This window comes from Prevotella pallens ATCC 700821, from assembly GCF_000220255.1.
Classification (GTDB): Bacteria; Bacteroidota; Bacteroidia; order Bacteroidales; family Bacteroidaceae; genus Prevotella; species Prevotella pallens.
In genome coordinates this window covers 1,209,847-1,231,734 of record NZ_GL982513.1, presented here as the reverse complement: position 1 = coordinate 1,231,734, position 21,888 = coordinate 1,209,847, and the positions used below count along the sequence as shown (strand labels likewise).

Below are 21,888 nucleotides of genomic sequence, written 5' to 3'. Positions count from 1 at the left end.
TATTTTTATAAAAATCATTTGTTTTAAAACTGTAATACTGTGCATAAGATTTACAAAATGCAAGATTACATAAAACGAAAAATAAAAGTAGTTTTAAATTTTTCCAGCTATAGAGTATCGTGTGTTGTTTCGATGGTATCATATTAATTATATTATATAAGGTGTTAGTTTTCTAAAGAGTGTTGATACCATTTATATAGTTTCTCAACCCCTTCTTCTATCTCTATTTTATGTTTCCACCCTAACGAATGAAGTTTATCTACATTGATAAGTTTCCGTGGTGTACCGTCTGGTTTTGTTTCGTCCCAAACTATTTTACCCGTAAAGTTTGCAGTTTTTGCTACTAATGCAGACAATTCTTTTATGGTAAGTTCTTTACCCGTACCTATATTAATATGGCAATTTCTTATTTCTCCGAGTTCTGGTATTGCACCACCACGCCCTTCACTATTGTTGCGGTCTACCTCGCCATTGGTTTTTACACCATAAAACACGCTTGAATATTTTTCTATGCCTATAATGTCTTTAAAATCTACGTTAAGCAACAGGTAAACAGAAGCATCTGCCATATCTTCGCTCCAAAGAAATTCGCGCAATGGAGAGCCAGTTCCCCAAAGTGTTACTTTATTGTTTTCTATTCCATAGAAAGCTAAAGCCTGTAAGATACGTTCCTTTGAAGAATTACCATCTACATTTTCTTTTCCAATTTGTTTAGCAAGTTTGGAAACAGGGTTAATGGGGCGTTTATTCATATCTACTTTTATGGCGTCCCAATTATTTTCGTGAATAAGTTTTGCTAGATATACTTTGCGCATCATTGCTGGCATTACGTGGCTATTCTCTAAATGGAAATTATCGTTAGGTCCATAAAGATTAGTTGGCATTACAGCAATATAATTTGTTCCATATTGCAGATTATAGCTTTCGCACATTTTTAATCCTGCAATTTTAGCTATGGCATATTCTTCGTTGCTATATTCTAATGGAGATGTAAGCAGTGCATCTTCTTTCATTGGTTGTGGTGCATTTTTAGGATAAATACAGGTAGAACCTAAGAAAAGAAGTTTTTTTACCTTATATTTATATGCGGTTGAAATGATGTTGCATTGCATCTTCATATTTTGCATTATAAAATCGGCACGATAAAGACTATTTGCCATTATTCCACCAACAAAAGCAGCGGCTAAAACAACGGCATCTGGTTTTTCTTTTGCGAAGAAATTTTCTACAGCTTGCTGGTCTGTAAGGTCTAATTCATGATGAGAACAACCTATAAGGTTTGTGTATCCACGTGCATTCAGATTGTTCCAAATAGCAGAACCTACCAAACCTTTATGTCCAGCAATATATATTTTTGATGATTTTTCTAACATCTTTATATTGTGTTATTTATGGATTATTTTTATAGTATTTCTTTAAAATTTCCGTATTCGAATTTTAATAGTGGAATACTCTTCTTTGTATTGCTTTTTTAGAAATCTTACGAAAGGAAATTTTACAATCTGGTATAAATAACTTTGCTTATTCTGAGAATGTGTTATATGTTTACTTGATGTGGTTATTTGATAAAAGGGACTCTCCCTCCCTTTCTGAAAAGGTTGGAACATTTATCCCTCTAACGCACTCTCCGCCTATAGGTTTTTTATTACCCGCAGAGTTATTTAGTCAGATTCGTTTATATATCGGTTGCAAAGATACACATTTTATTTAATAATGGCAACAGATATTAATTGAATTTTTGAGATAACTTGACGAGTTTGCAAAACAAAGTGGCTACACCTTTGCAACAAAGTTTGTTGTTTTGCATAACAACAAAACAAATTTTATTAAGGTGCTAAGAATGGTTTGGGTTAAAGGCATATTTTTTAATTATAAAATAAAAAATTGTAATTACATTTTTTAATTTTGTAATTACAATTTCTATGAGTTTTAATTATATTCTATACTGATAGAACCTAATGTTGCATATATTAAGCATTATCGCGCATTTTGCGTAAATGTTCTTTTTGGTTTTCTGTTAACGAAGTAGGTAGTTTTACCCTATACGTTAATATTGTATCAACCGAATTGTCTTTTCCTTTAATCTTAACTTTGGTGCCGTCTTGGGTATAAGGTTTTACTTTCAGCTTAATTTTTCTTCCTTCAGGTAACATTACAACAACATCTCCCCCTAATAAAGCTGTATATATATCTATACTAAGTTCAACTTCTCTTTCTTGTGGAGCTGGTTTTCGGTAAGTTGTTCCTCTTTTAAATCCGCCTCTTGCTCCTCCGCCAAATAAATCTTGGAAGAAACTGCTGAATCCGCCTCCCATTCCATTAAAATCGAAGCCGTCGAAAGCTGTATTATAGTTGCTAAAACCTTGTTCTCCCCCTCCCGACTGTTCAAAAGCATCGGCGTTTCGCCATTGTTCTCCATACTTATCGTATTTTGCACGTTTATCTGGATCGCCAATTACATCGTAAGCTTCTGAAAGTGCCTGAAATTTAGCTTTTGCTTTTGGGTCGTTTGGGTGAAGATCGGGGTGGAATTGTTTTGCACGTTTCCGATAAGCCGCACGAACTTCGTCTTGTGGTATATCTTTTTTTACACCTAAAATTTTATAATAGTCTATGAATGCCATATTCTTAATCCTTTTCTATTTGTTTTTTGCTAATTATTTATACAAAATATGTGCCATAAGTGTTTTAATGGAACATATTGTCAGACTACTTTTTTGAAATAATTTTATAAGTGTATGTAAAAGAAGGTTTAATCCATACGGAGTTTATAATCGTTGTAATTAAAACTCCGCAAAGTTTCTATTTCTCCATTCTGTTTTAATAGAGCAATATCAGGGTGTGTTATGCCATTAAACATATTAGTTTTAACAGTAGTATAGTGAAGCATATCTTCGAAAATAATATTTTCGCCTATTTTTAATTCGTGATCGAAAATCCAATAGCCCATCCAATCTCCGCTCAAACAACTATTTCCTCCTAAACGATAAATATGGTCTGTGTGTTGGTCGTTATTTTCAATATGTTTTGCAAACCTGACATTAGGATAATATGGCATTTCTAGACAATCGGGCATGTGACAAGTGAAACTAACATTTAAAATTGCTGTGGTTATACCTTTATCTTCCACAATGTCTACAACTTGCGATACAAGTGGTCCTGTTTGCCAGGCAAAAGCACTACCTGGTTCTAATATTACTTTAAGCCATGGATACCTTGATTTAAATGCTCTAAGAATATTAATTAGCAGTTTTGTGTCGTAATTTTTACGTGTCATTAAATGACCGCCACCAAAGTTTATCCATTTAATTTGTTTAAACCACGGAGCTAATTTCTTTTCGACGTGCTGCAATGTGCGTTCGAAAACATCGCTTCCATTTTCGCAATGGCAATGAATATGAAAGCCTTCGATATCGGTAGGCAATTGTGTAGGAAGTTTATCAGCAGAAACACCAAAACGCGTGCCAGGTGCGCACGGATTGTAAAGTAAAGTTTCTACTTCCGAATATTCAGGATTAATACGTAAACCAATACTAATTTTATTGTTAGCCTGTTTAGCCTTTAAATGAAAGTTGTTGAATTGTGAGAAAGAATTGAAAACCAGATGCGATGAACATTTGGCAATTTCGTTTATCTCATAATCTGTGTAAGCTGGCGAGAAAGTATGCGTAGGAGCACCAAATTCATAATAACCTAATTTAGCTTCGTTAAGCGAAGAAGCTGTAGTAGCATTAATATATTCACGAAAAATTGGAAATGTTTTCCAAAGTGCGTATGCTTTGAAAGCTAAAATAATTTCGATATCAGCCTCTTTTGCTATTTTCGCTATAAGCGACAAGTTGCTACGTAGTTTTGTTTCGTCTAAGATATAAGCTGGACGCTGCAGCTCTTCGAATGTTATTGCATTTATTTTCATGCTGCAAATATACAGAAAAGTTTGTAAAAGTCGGAAATATTATTTACCTTTGCAACAAATTATTGGGTATGAAACTGGTCGTTATGACTAAATCCACATACTTTGTGGAGGAGGATAAAATATTGACAGCACTCTTTGAGGAAGGACTTGAGAATCTCCATATCTCGAAGACCGATGGTACCGCCCTTTACTTAGAGCGTTTACTGTCGCTTATTCCCAAAACCTATCATAAACACATTACTATTCATCAACATTATTATCTTAAAGCAGAAAAACAGTTGGCAGGTATTCATCTTGATACAGAAACCGCAGTTCCACCTATAGGGTATAAAGGTCAGATAGGACGGACATGTAGGAACTCTATGCGATTAAAAGAAATGAGAAAGAGTTCGGACTATGTTTTTTTAGACAATATATACGATGACAAACACAATGTTGCTACAGACGAACATAAATTTTCGAGTTTAGAATTAACTGAACTGAAGAGCCAAGGATTGCTTGGAAAACGAGTATATGCAATGGGAGGAATTTCCTTAGAGCATATTCCTGATATAAAACAATATGGTTTCGGTGGCATTGTTGTGGGAAAAGAATTTTGGAAGCACTTTGATGTGTACAATGATATTAATTATAAAGGTATAATAAAATACTTCTATAATCTTCAGAAGGCAATAGAATAAACAAATAACACCTATATTTAACAACTAATAGAAATGAGTGAAGAAAACTCTTTTTTAGTATTCTCGGGAACAAAGACGAGATATTTGGCAGAAAAAATCTGCGCAAGTTTAGATTGTCCATTAGGCAACTCTTTAATGACACGCTTCTCTGATGGAGAATTTGTTGTTTCTTACGAACAAAGTATTCGTGGAAAAGATGTGTATCTTGTGCAAAGTACATTTCCTAATTCAGACAATCTGATGGAATTACTCTTGATGATTGATGCTGCAAAACGTGCATCTGCTCGCAATATTATAGCAGTTATGCCATATTTTGGTTGGGCGCGCCAGGACAGAAAAGATAAACCACGTGTAAGTATTGGTGCAAAATTGGTTGCCGACTTACTAAGTGTGGCAGGAATTGACAGACTTATAACAATGGACCTACATGCCGATCAAATTCAAGGTTTCTTTGATGTTCCTGTAGACCATCTTTATGCTAGTGGTGTATTGCTTCCGTATTTGCAGAGCCTACGATTGAAAGATATGGTAATTGCTAGTCCTGATGTTGGCGGTTCAAAACGTGCAAATACATACGCAAAATATCTTGGTTGCCCATTAGTGCTTTGCAATAAAACACGTGCTCGTGCTAACGAAGTTGCTTCAATGCAGATAATTGGTGATGTAAAAGATAAAAACGTTGTTATTGTAGACGATATGGTTGATACGGCAGGAACAATGACAAAAGCTGCTGATATTATGAAAGAAGCTGGAGCAAAAAGTGTTCGTGCATGTGCATCGCACTGTGTTATGAGTGGTCCTGCTAACGAACGTGTTGAAGCTTCTGCATTAGAAGAAATAGTATTTACCGATTCTATTCCATATACCGATAGATGTTCTAAGGTAAAGCAGATTTCGGTTGCAGATATGTTTGCTGAAACTATTCGTCGTGTAGTAAACAACGAAAGTATATCTAACCAATATCTTGTTTAAAATTAAAGATATTTGATTAGAAGAAGTAAATGATATACAGCCTTTAAAATCAATTTTACAATCAGAATAACAGTAGTAGCTAAAAGTAATAGAAATTATAAGCTAACGATTGATTTGATATTATAGGTGCGTATAGGTCGGATAATAATAGCCAACATAAACAAAACATAAAAGGGGTGCCAAAACTGACACCCCTTTTATTTATTATCACTATTAATAATGAAACTAATTGTTTATTATTGTTGATAAAATTAGTTATTAATAGAACCACCTACAATATCTAACAATTCTGACGTAATAGCTGCTTGACGAGATTTGTTATATTGTAGCTTTAATCCACGAAGCAATTCATCAGCATTGTCGGTTGCAGATTGCATTGCAACCATTCTAGCAGCATGTTCCGATGCATTATTATCTAATAAAGCCGTATACACCATTAAATGAAGTAACTTAGGAATTAAAGAAGTTAGAACGGTTTTCAAATCAGGCTCAACAATAAAATCATCGTTCAGTGGTTTTATTATTTCGTCTTTATCGTTTGATTGCATATTCCGTTTATGCTCCTTTAAATACTCCTGAGCCTTTTTGGTTGTGATATTCGAGGTTAAATCGCGTTCTTTATCGAGACTCAATTCTGTATCTAAATCTATTGGTAGATAAGTTTTTCGTGTAAGAATCTGACTTCCTGCACTTTTAAAATGATGATAAATCATTTCTACCCTATCAATATCATTATTAAGCCACAGTTTCTCAATCTCAACAGCAATATTTCTGCACTCTTCTGAATTAGGCTTTTCGGCAAGTTCCAAGAAGGTTCCTGCACTTTTAAGTCCCATTTTAGCAACCTTTTCTGCAACTTTACGCCCAATTGGATAGACAATAATGTTATCTTTAGTTACACCTTTTGCCAAATAATCATTTAAAGTGCTTTGGAGCATCTTTATAATATTTGTATTAAATCCGCCACACAAAGAACTATTAGAAGAGAAAACCAACAAAGCTACTCGTTTTATTTCTCGTTCTTCACTAAATGAAGTATTTGTATCAGGAGTAGACACTAAAAATGCTTTCAGAATATGTTCAAGCAAATTTTCATAAGGAAGCATATTTTCTATTGCAACCTGTGCATGATGAAGTTTGCTGGAAGCTACCATCTTCATAGCACTCGTAATTTTACGAGTACTATTAACACTGGCAATTCGATTCTTTATTTCTTTTAAAGATGGCATTTATTTGGTTTTATTTATATTGCGCAGTTATATTACTCATCACTTCTTCAATAACCTTAATATCGTTATCAAGAAGATTACCTAATGCTAAGTTATCTAAGACTTCTTTATGCATATTACGCATTGCTTCCAAGAATTGGTCCTGACATTCTCTAACCTTTTCAACAGGAACTGCATATAGTAAACCATGAACACCACAATAAAGAATAGCAATCTGCTCGCCAACTGGCATTGGTGAATATTGTGCTTGTATCAACAACTGGTTATTCTTTCGTCCTCTATCCAAAGTCATTGCTGTAACCTTATCCATATCAGAAGAGAACTTAGAGAATGCTTCCAACTCGCGATATTGAGCCATATCTATTTTCAATGTACCTGCAACTTTCTTCATACTCTTTACTTGTGCAGAACCACCCACACGAGAAACAGAAATACCTACATTAATTGCTGGTCGGAAACCTTGGTTGAATAAATCGCTCTCCAAATATATCTGTCCGTCAGTAATAGAGATAACATTAGTAGGAATATATGCAGAAACATCGCCAGCTTGTGTCTCAATAATAGGAAGTGCTGTTAACGATCCACCACCTTTTACCTTGCCTTTCATACATTCAGGCAGGTCGTTCATTTTTTCTGCAATTTCTTGTTGATTATTAATACGTGCTGCACGCTCTAATAAACGAGAATGGAGATAGAAAACATCGCCAGGATATGCCTCACGCCCAGAAGGACGTCGAAGAATTAAAGATACTTCACGATAAGCAACTGCTTGCTTAGATAAATCATCATAAACAACAAGTGCAGAATATCCACGATCGCGGAAATATTCTCCTATCGCAGCACCTGCAAAAGGAGCGTAATATTGCATTGCAGCAGGGTCGGCAGCAGTAGCACTTACAATAATCGTATAAGGTAAAGCACCATTATCGCGTAATATCTGTACAAGATTTGCCACTGTGGAAGCCTTCTGCCCTATCGCAACATAAATACAATATACAGGATTTCCTTTTTCGTATGAAGATTTTTGATTTATAATGGTATCAACAGCAATAGCTGTTTTACCCGTTTGGCGGTCGCCAATAATAAGTTCACGTTGTCCACGCCCAATAGGGATCATAGAATCAACAGCCTTTAAACCTGTTTGTAGTGGTTCTTTTACAGGTTGACGATAAATTACTCCAGGAGCCTTACGGTCTAAAGGCATTTCAAAAGCTTCTGATAAATCAATATCTCCTTTACCGTCAATTGCTTGACCAAGTGGGTTTACAACACGTCCTAAAAAATTATCATTAACTCGAATAGAGGCAATACGATGTGTACGTTTAACTGTTTGTCCTTCTTTTATATCCGTAGTTGAACCAAGAAGAATACAACCTACATTATCCTCCTCTAAGTTCATAACAATAGCCATTGTACCATCATCAAACTCTAAGAGTTCATTTGCCTCAGCATTACGAAGACCATAAATACGAGCAACACCATCGCTGACTGTTAGTACTGTACCAACTTCATCGAATTTTTCTTCTGCATTTACGCTCTGAAGTGCCTTTAAAAGGACATCAGACACTTCGCTTGGTTTTATCTTATTCGACATATTTATTTCTATTTCTTTAATTGTGTGAGGAGTGAATTTAGTTTTGTCTTCACACTTGCATCCATTCTGTACGTATCATATTCAAGAATGAAGCCTCCTATTATATCAGGATCTATTGTTGTGGTAAATTCTACAGTTCCACCTGCATTTGAATGTACCAACGTCTTCATTTTCTTTTCAATAATAGGCGAGACTGGGACTGCTGTTATAAGCTTTCCTTGAATAATATCCTTTTGCTTCCTATATAACGTAATATAAGAGTTTGCGATGAATTGTAAAAATCCCTCGCGTCTCTCCTTCAGAACAAGAGCAAAAAATGATTTTAAGAGAGAACTAACATCGCCTCCACTTGCAATTTCTAATAACTCTTGCTTCGCCTCTTTAGATAGCATTGGGTTATTCATTGTAGAATGCAATTGTGGAAACTCAGTATAGCTACTGAATAACGTTTGCATCTCCGCATAAATTTTATCTTCTTGCTTTGCTATTGTTGCTCCTTTTAAAAGTGCACGTGCATAGCGAACAGAGACTATCCCAATATCCATAATACTAATTTTAATTCATTATTTACTGGGAGAAGAAACATTATCCAGCAATTTTTCTATCAACTCCATCTGCTTTTTATCGTCAGAAAGTTGTTCGTGGAGAATTTTCTCTGCTACTTTTATACTGAGTTCCGCTACTTGACCACGAATATCATTAAAGGCATTTTGCCTTTCAGTGGCAATCTCTAATCTCGCCTCTGCAATAATTCGTGAACTTTCTTCATTCGCTTTATCCTGTGCCTTCCCAACTATAATATCATGTGTAGCAGTCGCTTCTTTTAATAGAAGCGCTTGCTTTTCACGTGCTTGTTGTATGACGGATTCACCTTCTTTTTGAATATTAGACAGCTTTTCATTGGCTATATGCGCCTTACGAAGACTTTCATCTATAAACTCCTTACGTTCGTTTACCATATTAATAATAACAGGAAAACCAAACTTAATAACAATAAATGCTACTATAAGGAAGACAAGAGTCAACCAGAAAAGGAGTCCACTATTGGGGACTAATAAATCCATACGCTGGTTTTATTCTTTCTAAACTAATCGATATTACGTGGATTAACACGTAGTATCCATAATTACATTACAATTGCAAGGATTGAAACGATTACAGCCAAAAACGCAACACCTTCTATCAAAGCTGCAGCAATAATCATAGATGAACGAAGGTCGCCAATTTTTTCTGGTTGGCGTGCCATTGCATCCATTGCTTGTCCACCAATGCGTCCAATTCCCATACCAGTTCCAATTGCAACTAAACCTGCGCCAATGGCTGCTCCTAATTTTGCGATAGCAACATCTGCTAATAATAATGATAACATAATCTTAATTTTTTAATTTATTATTAATATTTATTTTATTCTATTCTATTTTACATATTAGGCTTTATGCTCTTTTACATGTGCTTGTGCTATAAACACTGCACTCAACATTGTAAATACTAATGCTTGAATATAACTAACAAGGAATTCAAGTAGCATCATAAAGACGCTCAAGAGTACACCTATAATTGACATACTAGTTCCAGCACTCCAATTCACTAAAGCATTATTAGAAATGCTAAACATTATAAATATAATTGCACAGAAACATAATGCAATAGCATGCCCAGCAAACATATTTGCAAAAAGTCGAATTATCAAAGCTAAAGGTTTTGTGAATATACCAAAAAGTTCAATAATCGGCATTAGAGGTATTGGAAATTTCATCCAAACAGGAACATCTGGCCAGAATATTTCTTTCCAATATTCTTTTGTACCTGTAAAGTTTGTAATAAGGAAAGTACATATTCCTAAAAAGAAAGTACAGGTTATATTACCAGTTAAATTACCACCACCTGGAGGAAATGGAACTAATCCCATAAGGTTTGCGAAGAAAATAAAGAAGAAACACGTAAGTAGCCAAGGAGCATACTTCGGAGTTTCATCACCCAAGCAAGGCTTTATAACTTCGTCATATATATTCATAATGAACATGTGCATTAGTCCTGTGAATCCTTTAGGAGCTGGATCATCTATCTTATGTTTACGACACCAATGGGCAGGTATCAAAATAACCAAAAGAAGCAATATTCCATCTATAAAGACTGTACAAACAACTTTTGTTATAGAAAGATCAATAGGACGTACTTCTTTATTACCAATTTTCTCAACTATTAAGTTTGGATTTACTTTATCATCTCCACTTTTTATAACAAGATTGTATGGTCCAGGTCTATCTCCATTTGCATCTCTCTCTTCAGCAAACATACCACTACTAAAGATATGCCAACCAGTAGATGTCTTTACTATTATGGGAAGATGTATTACTACTGGGTGAATATTTCCCTCAGTTCCTAAATCTGTAATATGCCATTCATAAGAGTCTTTTATGTGTCCCCATAGGATTTCCTTCACATCTATATTTTCTTTTTTCGACATATCTCGTGAGAATGTCAATATAGGTGTAGTAAATAGAAACAACAAGAGAAGTACTCGTCTAGTAAATTTCATATAGTCTTATTATTTATTTTGTTATTTTTCTCAATGCGGAAGAAATATACAGAGTCAAAAAACATTATCGAAATATAGTAAAAGGCAAATACAAATACATACGTAAGCATCTTTTCATTATCTCCTCGAAAAACTAATATTCCAATAAAAGTTATAATAACTGCAAGAAACATTCTCAGCATAGAACCTACAAGATAGAATTTCCCTAAAGCCATTGGAGAGTTAGTTGCAAAATACTTCCATAATTTTCCATATATCTTATTTGTTATAATGAAAAATATCGCACTAATTATTAATGGGGTTATTAGAGTTTGCTGCAACAATATCTGAGACATTATCAAACCTATCAAAGTAATCGCTACCAGAATCCAAAGATTAATCTTATTATAATTCCTTTCTATATCTGTAATACTCATAGATTTAAATATGCTTAAAGAGACATTGAGATTGTTTATTCTATGAACAATTATAGTTCTACACAAAGATTTACTTCATTTTTCTTAACTTCTACAAAACCTCCATTTATCGTAATTTCCTTCTTTTCAGAACCAATGGTATAAACGATGCGCCCTTTTATTAATGTAGAAATAATTGGTGCATGATTCATTAGAATTTCAAACTCTCCCAATTCACCAGGAACTAAGACATTCTCCACATTGCCTTTAAAAAGGATTTTCTCGGGTGATATAATTGTTAAAAATAACATTGTAACTATATCTATTTGTCAATTAATTATTCTTAGCTGCATCAAGAAGTTTCTTTGCTTTCTCTTTCGCATCTTCAATTGTTCCAACATTAAGGAATGCTTGTTCAGGAAGATCGTCTACTTCGCCATTCAAGATAGCATTAAATCCTTTAATTGTATCTTCAATTGGCACCATTACTCCTGGAATTCCTGTAAACTGTTCAGCAACAGTAAATGGCTGAGATAGGAAACGTTGTACGCGACGTGCCCGATTTACAACTAAACGGTCTTCATCTGACAATTCGTCCATACCCAAAATAGCAATTATATCTTGCAATTCGTTATAATGTTGCAATAATTGCTTTACTCGTTGTGCACATTCATAATGTTCTTTACCAACAACTAATGGGTCAAGAATACGTGATGTACTTCCTAATGGATCTACGGCTGGATAAATTCCTAACTCTGTTATCTTACGACTCAACTCAGTTGTTGCGTCCAAGTGTGTAAAGGTTGTTGCTGGAGCAGGGTCAGTTAAGTCATCTGCAGGTACATATACCGCTTGAACAGAAGTAATAGAACCTCTCTTTGTAGAAGTAATACGTTCTTGCATTGTTCCCATTTCGCTAGCAAGCGTAGGTTGATATCCAACAGCTGAAGGCATACGCCCAAGAAGAGCTGAAACTTCAGAACCTGCTTGTGTAAAACGGAAAATATTATCAATAAAGAACATTATATCAGCTGCCTCACCATCTTTTCCTCCATGATCGCGGAACTCTTCTGCTACTGTTAATCCAGAAAGTGCAACTGATGCACGTGCCCCAGGAGGTTCATTCATTTGACCATAAACAAGGGTTGCCTGTGATTTTTTTAGTTCTTCCTTATCGATAAGAGAAAGATCCCACTTTCCTTCTTCCATTGCTTTTAGGAACTTTTCACCATATCGAATAACTCCAGATTCAAGCATATCGCGTATCAAGTCGTTTCCTTCACGAGTTCGTTCACCTACACCTGCAAATACAGAATATCCATTATGTCCCTTTGCTATATTATTGATAAGCTCCATAATAAGCACAGTTTTACCAACACCAGCACCCCCAAAGAGACCAATTTTTCCACCTTTCATATATGGTTCAAGTAAATCAATCACTTTGATACCTGTCGCTAACATTTCTTTCTGTGTAGACAATTCATCAAACTTAGGTGGTTCGCGATGAATTGGATAAGCTCCTTGCATATTAAGAGTATCCATACCATCAATAGGTTTACCTATTACATTCATCATTCTTCCCTTAATTTGTTCGCCTGCAGGCATTACAATTGGACTTCCAGTTGGAATAACTTCTAAATCGCGTTGCAACCCCTCTGTATTATCCATCGCTACACATCGTACTGTATCTTCACCGATGTGTTGGTGCACTTCTATTATCAGGTCGTCTTCATTATTCGGTCTCTTTACGCGAAGAGCATCGTAAATCTTCGGGAGGACTTTTTCCGGATCTTCACCTTTAACATCAAAGTAGACGTCTATTACAGGCCCAATAATCTGAGAAATGCGTCCATTAATCTGTGACATATATTTAATTTTTTATTATTTAATGCTTTATTTTTTACTACGTATTATATACTAAGTACATCTAAAACCTTTATTAGTTTCTTATCAAATGGTTTATCAGAACGAATTGCTTCTGAAAGGGGTATATATACGATAGAATCGTTATGAATTCCTACCATTATATTTCGCTGCCCTTGCATAATAGCTTCTATTGCGCCATAACCAGTTCTACTCGCCAAAATTCTATCTTTTGCAGATGGTCGTCCGCCTCTTTGTAAATGTCCAAGTATTGAAACCCGCACATCGAAACCTGGAAATTCCTTCTTTACACGATTTGCATAATACATTGCTCCACACTTGGGACTTTCTGACACAATAACGATGCAACTTCGTTTAGATTTTCGAATGCCACGTTCCATAAACTGGGCTAACTGGTCTACATCTGTAGAATCTTCTGGAATAATTGCTGCTTCAGCACCACTTGCTATTGCAGAGTTTTGTGCAAGAAAACCTGCATCGCGACCCATTACTTCAACAAAAAATATTCGTTCATGGCTTTCTGCTGTGTCGCGTATTCTATCTACACATTCAATAATGGTATTCAATGTTGTATCGTAACCAATAGTACTATCGGTTCCATAGAGATCGTTATCTATAGTGCCTGGCAAACCTATACAACAAAAATCATATTCTTGAGCAAAAAGCATAGCACCTGTTAAAGAACCGTTACCACCAATTACGACCAATGCATCTATTTCTTCTTTTATTATATTATCATAAGCCTTTTTTCTGCCTTCTTTGGTCATAAACTCTTTAGAGCGCGCGGTCTTCAATATAGTTCCACCTTCACAAATAATACCACTAACATTTTCTGTTGAAAATGGTTGTATCTCCCCTGAAAGCAGCCCATCATATCCACGATAGATTCCTTTAATAGAAAAGCCATAATATATTCCAGCACGTGTAACAGCTCTAACAGCAGCATTCATACCTGGAGCATCTCCGCCCGAGGTTAAAATACCTATTGTTTTAACTTTTGCCATACCTTTATCTATTTGTATAAATCGTAGTATTTAAATTCAGCGCAAAGTTAATAAAACTTTTCATAATACAAAAACTTCCTGGTGTTTTTTATAATTATCAGTTTTACACTAATTGGTTTTGTTTGTTTTGTTTGTTTTCTTTGTTCGCTTTGGGGTTCCGCGATTTGGGAAATAGATTATAAAACAAGAATATCCTGTTTTTTTAAGTTTGATTGGAATATTCTAACGAATTGGTATTAGACCATAACTTCAAAATGGTTTGTTTATATTATTGATGGTTTAGTAGAATAAGAAGTGGACATTCAGATTTCCAAGCAAGCAAATTATGGGTTCTTGCACGTCTAGTAAGACCAAGTATCTATTAGTCCAATATAGATTCTAATTCTACATTCAATTATCCTGCAGATACAACAGGAAAATGTCTACCAAGATAATTAATATAATCAAAAAGAGTCTAGCAAAATCAAGAAAAGCCATATTAAACGATATCAACTCTTATTTCAGATATCTATCACGAGCGTCTTATATATCTACTACGATCATCTCAGATATCTATCAACTACAAATTAGATATCACAAAAAAACACAACCGTTATAATGCCATGTTATAATAGATAGAAGATGTTTATTTAGATGAAAATTATGACTTCAATATTTCACTCAACAATGTTGTTACTGTTATTCACTATGACATTCTAATATCTATTGTTGATAAAAATAAAACTTGTTTTGTTTTTTATTCAATTTTCTTTTGTATTTTTGTATCGTCATAAATATAGGAACTATTTTACAAGTAAAAAGAAATCGGTTTAGAACATACTTTATATACATATTTATATTTGTTTTATGTTCTTTTTTCTCATCTTGTTCACAAGTAGATAAACAGAAAGTGGATAAGTTGAATAGTTTGTCTTATTCATTTCATTATCGCAATATAGATTCTGCATATTTCTATGCAAATAAAGCATTACATTTATCAAAAGATTACGATGCAGGGCAGGCAGAAGCATTAAATAACTTAGCTTTTGTGGACATTGTTAGAATGAACTATAAAAGTGCTTACAAAAAGTTAGATAGTGTTCTTTTCATCACGAATAATCAGGTAGAACTTTTGGTTGCCGATGTACAACTAATGCGACTATGTCAAAGAGAATCGAGAAACAAAGAATTCTACGATTTTAGAGAGAAGGCGTTAAGGAGACAGAAACGCATAGCTGAAGAAGAAGACTTACTAACAGAACATTTACGCAAACGTATGGTTTATGCTAATTCTGAATTTAGCATAGTGTCTTCCACATATTATTATTATGTAGGTTTGCGTAATTTGTCGGCACAAGCAATGGCATCAGTAAACGAAGAACAAATTGCTCGCGATGATACTGCACAATATCTTAAATATCTTTATAATGTAGGAGCAGGAGGAGTTTTAAGTACTGGAACACAGAATGATGTTAATCAACAAGAATTCGATTACTTAATGCGCTGTTTTATTATGGCACAACAAACGGGATATGTGTATTGGCAAGCAAATTCATTGCAAGGTTTAAGTGAGCATCTCCTATTGACAGAACATGATAGATTGATAAAAGATAATTATCCATCAATACGATTTATAAATACAGACAATGTCCCCGATAGCTTATTAGCAGGTAACTTAGCCGAACGAGCAACCGATTTGTTTATTAGATATGGAGATGTTTATCAAATTGCGAGTGCTTTTCGTACATTAGCTTCCTGTTATTGGCAGATAAAAGATTACCAATCTGCTATTGTTTGCTTACAAGACGCATTGGAAAGGAATAAAGCTATAAATCAAGCACCAGACTTAATAGCTTCTATTCGCGAACAGTTGAGTGTCGTATATGCTGCTGTAAATGATAAACAAGGAAGCGACTTTAACCGTAACATCTATTTAGATTTACAAGAACAAACACGACAAGATAGATATTTAGAATCTCGTGCAGGAATACTTGAAAAGAGTTCGCACCAACTGAATCTTATGATAATTGCAGTGTTGCTGATGATAGTGTTAGTGGTAAGCCTGCTTCTGTTATTCCATTACTTAAAGAAAAGAAGAAATGCAGATGGAAAATCATTAAAAGAACTTCTTACACCTTTAGACGAATGGCAAGTACAGAATAAGAAAGAACTTGAGAGGTTAAACGAAGAATATCAGGAAATACAAGAAAATTATAACATAGCTGCTACCAATGTAGTAAAAGATAAGAAGAGAAGTATTGAGACACGTTCTAAGTTGTTTCTTGCTAATACACTAAATCCACTAATAGACAGAATGGTCCATGAGATTAGTCAATTAAAGAAACACAAAGAAACCAATGAACTTAGATATGAACGTTATAATTATATAGCCGAACTAATAAACGATATCAACAACTATAATAATGTGTTAACTCAATGGATTAAGTTACAACAAGGAGAACTATCGTTGCATATTGAAAGCTTTTCTCTACAGCAAATATTCGATATAGTAGCAAAATCTAGAATGAGCTTCCAACTAAAAGGTATAACATTAAATATAAAAGAAACACAATGTGTAGTGAAAGCAGACAAAGTGCTTACTTTGTTTATGCTAAACACATTGGCAGAAAATGCACGTAAATTTACGCCTACTAACGGCTACGTATCTATATATGCTGATGAAAAACCTGATTATGTTGAAATATCAGTGAAAGATACTGGCATTGGCATCGACGCCGAAACTAAGAATCATATCTTCGATAGAAAGACTATTATAGACAATAAAAACGAAAAGTCGCATGGATTCGGACTTATGAATTGCAATGGAATTATAAATAAATACAAGAAGCTTAGTAAACTTTTTGCCGTTTGTATGATAGGCGTTGAGAGCGAATCAGGAAAAGGTAGTAAGTTTTATTTTCGTCTTCCAAAAGGAATTATCCGTGTTCTATTTTTAATTCCCTTGTTTACAACCTCCTTATTCTCATATTGCAAAGATATGAGAACTATTATTAATATTTCACCAAACGGTCAAAATACATCTTTACAAGAGTTGGATATGGCGAACCGTTATGCTGACTCTGCTTATTTCAGTAATATAAAAGGAACTTACAAGCGTACACTAGATTTTTCAGATACTTGCCGATATTACCTAAATAAGTATTATCTAAAATTGCAACCCAATGGCAGACATTTAATGAAACGTATTGCAGACGACAATATAATACCTGCTGAGGTTTATTGGTTGCACGAAAACTTACCAACAAACTTTAGTATAATTCTCGATATTCGTAACGAAAGTGCTGTTGCTGCTTTGGCTTTACACGATTGGGACTTATATAAGTATAACAATAATGTTTATACGCTATTGTTTAAAGAAAATTCGGCGGATAAGAATTTAAGTGCTTATTGCAGAATGATGCAACGATCTGAATCGAATAAAAATGTTGCTATTGTTTTGTTGATACTACTTCTTCTCTCTATATTCCCATTATATTATTTTATGTACTATCGACAACGATTTCGTTATCAATCGTATATTGAAAATATCCGGCAAATAAATGCTATACTTCTAAGCAATGGAACTCTTCCCGAAAAGCAACAAATGATTAAGGCTATCGGGACAAATAAGTTTCCAGAAAGTTTAAAAGAAATTACTCTGAAGATAAACAATGCACTGAAAGAGTTTATTAAACAGTATAATATAAGTTCTACTAATATAGAGTTGGCGAAAGACGAATTGCACAGAATGGAACTTGAAAGCAATAGACTACACGTAAACAACAATATTTTAGACAACTGTCTTTCTACTCTGAAGCACGAAACTATGTATTATCCTTCAAAGATAAGTCAGCTACTATCTAAAAGAGATGCAGAGTTAAACACTATCGATGAACTCTCTATATATTATAAGGAACTATATTCTACACTAAGTATACAGGCTATACAGCAAGCTTCTATGCTTAAACCTATGTATAGCCGGATAGAAGTTAATAAGCTACTTACAAAAAATATGAAACTTTTATCACCCGAAAAAGGTAAACTTGTAGTTTTGGGAGATATAGATTTGCTGAAATATCTATTCGAGCTACTACAGAAACAAGATAGTGAAGAGAATATAATGATTGATGTTGACGATTTATCGCCAAAATATATAGTATTCCATTTATATATGTCCCAATTACAATTATCTGATGAGGACTGCACCAATCTGTTTGCGCCCGATATTAAACATATACCATATATGGTTTGCAAACAAATAGTGCGCGAAAATGGTGAATGTTTCAACCGACATCGTTGTGGTATTATTGCACACAATACAAAGCAAGGTACCACACTTAGTATAACATTATCGCAAGCAAAGAAAGAACAATAAAAAATATGGAGAATTTTAAAGTAATTATTGTTGAAGATGTGCCTTTAGAATTAAAAGGCACAGAAGGTATCTTTCGTAATGAAATACCAGAAGCACACATTATAGGCACTGCAGAAAATGAAGTTGCTTATTGGAAGTTAATGAAAGCTGAATTACCCGATTTAGTGTTGCTAGATTTAGGATTAGGTGGTTCAACTACAATAGGAGTAGAAATTTGTAGACAAACTAAAGAACTGTATCCTAATCTAAAAGTGCTTATATTTACGGGAGAACTACTTAACGAAAAACTTTGGGTAGACGTATTAGATGCTGGTGCTGATGGAATTTGTTTAAAGAGTGGCGAATTACTTACACGTGGTGATGTCTCAAGTGTTATGAGTGGAAAACGTTTAGTTTTTAATCAGCCTATTTTACAAAAGATAGTAGAACGATTTAAAAATAGCATTAATAACGAACTTATGCACCAAGAAGCTCTGATAGATTATGAAATAGACGAGTACGATGAACGTTTCCTACGCCATTTAGCATTAGGATATACAAAAGAACAGATAACAAATCTGCGTGGTATGCCTTTTGGAGTAAAAAGTTTAGAGAAACGACAAAACGAACTTGTACAGAAATTATTTGGTAGCGAACGTAAAGGAATGAGTATAAATGCAACCCGATTGGTGGTACGTGCATTAGAATTACGAATTATAGATATAGACAATCTGTATTCAGATGAAGAATAAATATGGGATTATAGCATTAAGCTTAATAGTGTTGCAGCTATTAATCGTGTTTAGTTCATGGTTAATTACTGCAGCATTCCCTTATGTTAATATTAACTCTTTATTAAGTGGCAGTGGACTACGATGGTTTGCAGGACAATTTACTAACAATTTAAAAAGCAATATGTTAGTATGGCTATTGCTCTTATCTATTGATTGGGGTGTTTATAAAACAAGTGGTCTTCACGATATTGTATATAAATTAATATTTCGACACAATAGATTTTCTGAACTCCATTATAGAGAACGAGTAGGAATAAGATTTGCACTGTTTTGTTTCTTTTGTTTTATAGCTCTAAGTATAGTATTCACTATTTTACCAGAAGCACCCTTATTAAGTGTTACGGGAAGTTTATTTCCAAGTAGCTTTTCGTCAGGACTTATTCCTGCTTTGTCTTTCATTATTGTTGTTTCGTCTCTATCGTATGGAATGGCGTGTGGCAAACTAAAGACGCTTTCCGAAATATACAATTCGCTTTCTAGTGGTTTAATATTTTGCAGTAAACTATTTCCGATGTATATCTTAGTTGTCCAACTATTTTATATGGTAGTTTACGTATTCAATCTAAACATATCTATCAATATTATAAGTATATAAACGTAAAGTATCAATAAAATTATTGTATTCAACTCACATTATATTGATATTGTTTTTAAACACTCAAATGTTAAGAACGAATGGTCGAAATCTAATTTCATTATTTTTTCTTTGTAATCTTCGGAAATAACAATATTAAAAGCCCCACCCCACTCTTTCAATCGAAACACTTGCGTTTTGGGTGGAATTTTATTTCCTCTTAATACTGGTTTAATAAAAAAACGACCACGTTTATTTTGCCAATCTGCAATTTTGGTTCCTTCTGGCCAACGATCTACTTCGGATAAATCCCAATCAACACAATCTATTGACTTATAGTTGTTCAACAAAAGATATCTATTATTTGCTTTTTTGCTTTCAATAACAACCATATTATCTTCTTCGTTAAGAGAAAGAATATCTGAAATCGAAGCATCAAATACGATAAAGTCTGCACCTATCGAATTAATTGGGGGTATTTTACCATCACGTAGCGTTGTATATTCTATTTGTTTTCCGTTTCTTAACAAATCTGGATCAGTAAAAAGTTTTGTACTTGTTGTCTCAATATTATCTACCCAAAGTGATGAGGAAATATTTTCGTATTTCGCCCATTTCTTACTGCTTGGATTTATTCCTAACTTATAAAACATGTCTATTGCACTTTATATATATTCTTTTTCAACTATAAACTAAAAATACTGCGGACAAAAGAGTTTGCTTACTATTAAACTAATAAAGAATTGTTAGCTGTTCTATTTAAGTTTCTATATTATCTGCCAACAAATATTTTTTATCAATTCTCTCTCTTTCTTTATGAGTTTTCCAATTCCCATTAACATCTTTGAATTTAAAATTGTATCGTTCAAACTCACATTCAGACAGTTTGTATTTAGTCCCGTCAGATAACAAAAAATCTTTCTCATCAACTATTCTTCCTAATCGAACATTTAAGAGTTTGGCTCCTTTTTCTATTTGCTGATGCCAACCCGCTAAGTCTTTATTGTAAGAAAATCCATAAAAATAGCTGTTCAACGGCGTAATAATGATAAAATTACTATTCAATACTGCACCACTCTGAGGAAGAAACGGACGATATGCATCTATTATTTTATCAAGATGTCCACTTCGGTCTCGTTTTATTATATCGTTTTTACCATCAGGAATTACAACCCCCAATGGAACTTCTGCAAAAAGATATACTCGTGTTTCTGAATCTTTTATTCCTTCAAATTTTATTCTCATTATATAGTTATTTAAATAATGTCTATTTCCATTTAAATTGGAAATTTCTTAAATATCTCACTTCATAGAATTTGCTATTTCAAGATAGAAACGCAAGGCATTTCTACCTAAATTCATAGTATCTGCGTTAGAGTTTATTTAAGTTCCAATACTTCTTTCCAAATGTTGCATAACTCCTTTTCGTATTTAGTAGCCTGTGCTATGTGTGTTCTTTTTAGGTATTTACCTAATTCCGTAGGCTGTTCTTTTAGTAAATAATATTCGATTAGAAATGAAACTAAAAAGTTTTTATAGTAAGGAAGTTCATCAATTGTATGAGGTTTATCGTCGTCTGAAATTTCTTCTCCTTCGGGATATTCATCATCTTCATCGAAGTTATATTGCATCTTTTTTTCAACAAAATACGAAGCTTCCTTCATATTCGTGTTAAGTAAAGATTCTAAATCGTCTATTTTAACTTGCGCTGCCTTTAATCTTTCATTATCATAATCTAACAACGCAAAAGGAACATTATCATCAATTTCTATGTTACTTATTGTTTGCACATTTTTCAGGAGAACTTCATAAATTTCTCCGTTTATAAACTCATTTATATTATCCATATTGTCAGGTGTTTGTTCTCTATTTTGTTTTATCTTTTAAGTGCAAAACTCAATATCTGTATAACAATTAATGAATTTTCTAAAGTGCTGATTTACAAGAAGTAATTTGCCAAGAAAAAATTATAAT

General features: G+C 33.8%; 20 protein-coding genes. 5 read left to right on the top strand and 15 right to left on the bottom strand.

The genetic code is table 11. The features are described 5' to 3' along the window. Positions 1-164: 164 nt before the first annotated feature. The 3 genes from HMPREF9144_RS04690 to nspC form a co-directional block, all read right to left on the bottom strand. Positions 165-1,373: a GDP-L-fucose synthase family protein gene (locus HMPREF9144_RS04690; RefSeq protein ID WP_006044740.1), complete on the bottom strand. Its 1,209-nt coding sequence runs from the start codon at positions 1,371-1,373 to the stop codon at positions 165-167. A 597-nt stretch (positions 1,374-1,970) separates the two neighbouring features. Beyond that, complete coding sequence (locus HMPREF9144_RS04685) at positions 1,971-2,624, bottom strand: DnaJ domain-containing protein (protein WP_006044739.1); 654 nt, start codon at positions 2,622-2,624, stop codon at positions 1,971-1,973. 128 nt (positions 2,625-2,752) lie between these two features. Next, entirely contained in the window at positions 2,753-3,916 is a 1,164-nt protein-coding gene (nspC, locus tag HMPREF9144_RS04680) for a carboxynorspermidine decarboxylase (protein ID WP_006044738.1), read from the bottom strand. 68 nt (positions 3,917-3,984) lie between these two features. Between nspC and HMPREF9144_RS04675 the strand changes: the two genes are divergently transcribed. Together HMPREF9144_RS04675 and HMPREF9144_RS04670 are read left to right on the top strand one after the other, a co-directional pair. Further along, a complete protein-coding gene (locus HMPREF9144_RS04675) occupies positions 3,985-4,596 on the top strand; it encodes a thiamine phosphate synthase (protein ID WP_006044737.1) in 612 nt (203 codons plus the stop codon). A 33-nt stretch (positions 4,597-4,629) separates the two neighbouring features. Next, entirely contained in the window at positions 4,630-5,568 is a 939-nt protein-coding gene (locus tag HMPREF9144_RS04670; RefSeq protein ID WP_006044736.1) for a ribose-phosphate pyrophosphokinase, read from the top strand. Positions 5,569-5,819: 251 nt separating this feature from the next. On the opposite strand, the gene HMPREF9144_RS04665 is transcribed toward HMPREF9144_RS04670, so the two are convergent. From HMPREF9144_RS04665 to pfkA, 9 genes are all read right to left on the bottom strand, one after another. Further along, positions 5,820-6,797: a F0F1 ATP synthase subunit gamma gene (locus HMPREF9144_RS04665; protein WP_006044735.1), complete on the bottom strand. Its 978-nt coding sequence runs from the start codon at positions 6,795-6,797 to the stop codon at positions 5,820-5,822. Between the two features lie 10 nt (positions 6,798-6,807). Next, positions 6,808-8,391, bottom strand: coding sequence for a F0F1 ATP synthase subunit alpha (atpA, locus tag HMPREF9144_RS04660; RefSeq protein WP_006044734.1), 1,584 nt, complete (start codon positions 8,389-8,391; stop codon positions 6,808-6,810). A gap of 8 nt (positions 8,392-8,399) precedes the next feature. Continuing rightward, positions 8,400-8,936, bottom strand: coding sequence for a F0F1 ATP synthase subunit delta (locus tag HMPREF9144_RS04655; RefSeq protein ID WP_006044733.1), 537 nt, complete (start codon positions 8,934-8,936; stop codon positions 8,400-8,402). 18 nt (positions 8,937-8,954) lie between these two features. Further along, complete coding sequence (gene atpF / locus HMPREF9144_RS04650; protein ID WP_006044732.1) at positions 8,955-9,455, bottom strand: F0F1 ATP synthase subunit B; 501 nt, start codon at positions 9,453-9,455, stop codon at positions 8,955-8,957. Between the two features lie 62 nt (positions 9,456-9,517). Next, complete coding sequence (atpE, locus tag HMPREF9144_RS04645) at positions 9,518-9,760, bottom strand: ATP synthase F0 subunit C (RefSeq protein WP_006044731.1); 243 nt, start codon at positions 9,758-9,760, stop codon at positions 9,518-9,520. 57 nt (positions 9,761-9,817) lie between these two features. Continuing rightward, positions 9,818-10,930 (bottom strand): F0F1 ATP synthase subunit A, encoded by a 1,113-nt coding sequence (gene atpB, locus HMPREF9144_RS04640; protein WP_006044730.1) that lies wholly within the window; start codon positions 10,928-10,930, stop codon positions 9,818-9,820. A gap of 466 nt (positions 10,931-11,396) precedes the next feature. Then, positions 11,397-11,636, bottom strand: coding sequence for a F0F1 ATP synthase subunit delta/epsilon (locus tag HMPREF9144_RS04630; protein ID WP_006044728.1), 240 nt, complete (start codon positions 11,634-11,636; stop codon positions 11,397-11,399). 22 nt (positions 11,637-11,658) lie between these two features. Beyond that, the gene (gene atpD / locus HMPREF9144_RS04625) at positions 11,659-13,191 is read right to left on the bottom strand and encodes a F0F1 ATP synthase subunit beta (protein WP_006044727.1); all 1,533 of its coding nucleotides are present in this window, start codon (positions 13,189-13,191) and stop codon (positions 11,659-11,661) included. A 44-nt stretch (positions 13,192-13,235) separates the two neighbouring features. Beyond that, positions 13,236-14,213: a 6-phosphofructokinase gene (pfkA, locus tag HMPREF9144_RS04620; protein ID WP_006044726.1), complete on the bottom strand. Its 978-nt coding sequence runs from the start codon at positions 14,211-14,213 to the stop codon at positions 13,236-13,238. Between the two features lie 889 nt (positions 14,214-15,102). On the opposite strand from pfkA, the gene HMPREF9144_RS04615 reads away from it, so the two are divergent. The 3 genes from HMPREF9144_RS04615 to HMPREF9144_RS12850 are packed head-to-tail and all read left to right on the top strand — an operon-like array spanning position 15,103 to position 19,935. Further along, entirely contained in the window at positions 15,103-18,567 is a 3,465-nt protein-coding gene (locus HMPREF9144_RS04615) for a sensor histidine kinase (RefSeq protein ID WP_006044724.1), read from the top strand. 5 nt (positions 18,568-18,572) lie between these two features. Further along, on the top strand, positions 18,573-19,298 hold the full coding sequence (locus tag HMPREF9144_RS04610; protein WP_006044723.1) for a DUF5932 domain-containing protein: 726 nt from the start codon (positions 18,573-18,575) through the stop codon (positions 19,296-19,298). Then, a complete protein-coding gene (locus HMPREF9144_RS12850; RefSeq protein ID WP_083818104.1) occupies positions 19,288-19,935 on the top strand; it encodes an AbgT family transporter in 648 nt (215 codons plus the stop codon). Before HMPREF9144_RS04610 ends, HMPREF9144_RS12850 begins: the two co-directional genes overlap by 11 nt. Positions 19,936-19,973: 38 nt before the next feature. On the opposite strand, the gene HMPREF9144_RS13645 is transcribed toward HMPREF9144_RS12850, so the two are convergent. From HMPREF9144_RS13645 to HMPREF9144_RS04590, 3 genes are all read right to left on the bottom strand, one after another. After that, positions 19,974-20,567 (bottom strand): hypothetical protein, encoded by a 594-nt coding sequence (locus HMPREF9144_RS13645; RefSeq protein WP_006044720.1) that lies wholly within the window; start codon positions 20,565-20,567, stop codon positions 19,974-19,976. Positions 20,568-20,673: 106 nt separating this feature from the next. Beyond that, positions 20,674-21,159 (bottom strand): hypothetical protein, encoded by a 486-nt coding sequence (locus tag HMPREF9144_RS12660; protein WP_006044719.1) that lies wholly within the window; start codon positions 21,157-21,159, stop codon positions 20,674-20,676. Between the two features lie 134 nt (positions 21,160-21,293). Then, positions 21,294-21,761 carry a hypothetical protein gene (locus tag HMPREF9144_RS04590; protein WP_006044718.1) on the bottom strand — a complete coding sequence of 156 codons (468 nt, stop codon included), beginning with the start codon at positions 21,759-21,761 and terminating at the stop codon, positions 21,294-21,296. Positions 21,762-21,888 lie beyond the last annotated feature (127 nt).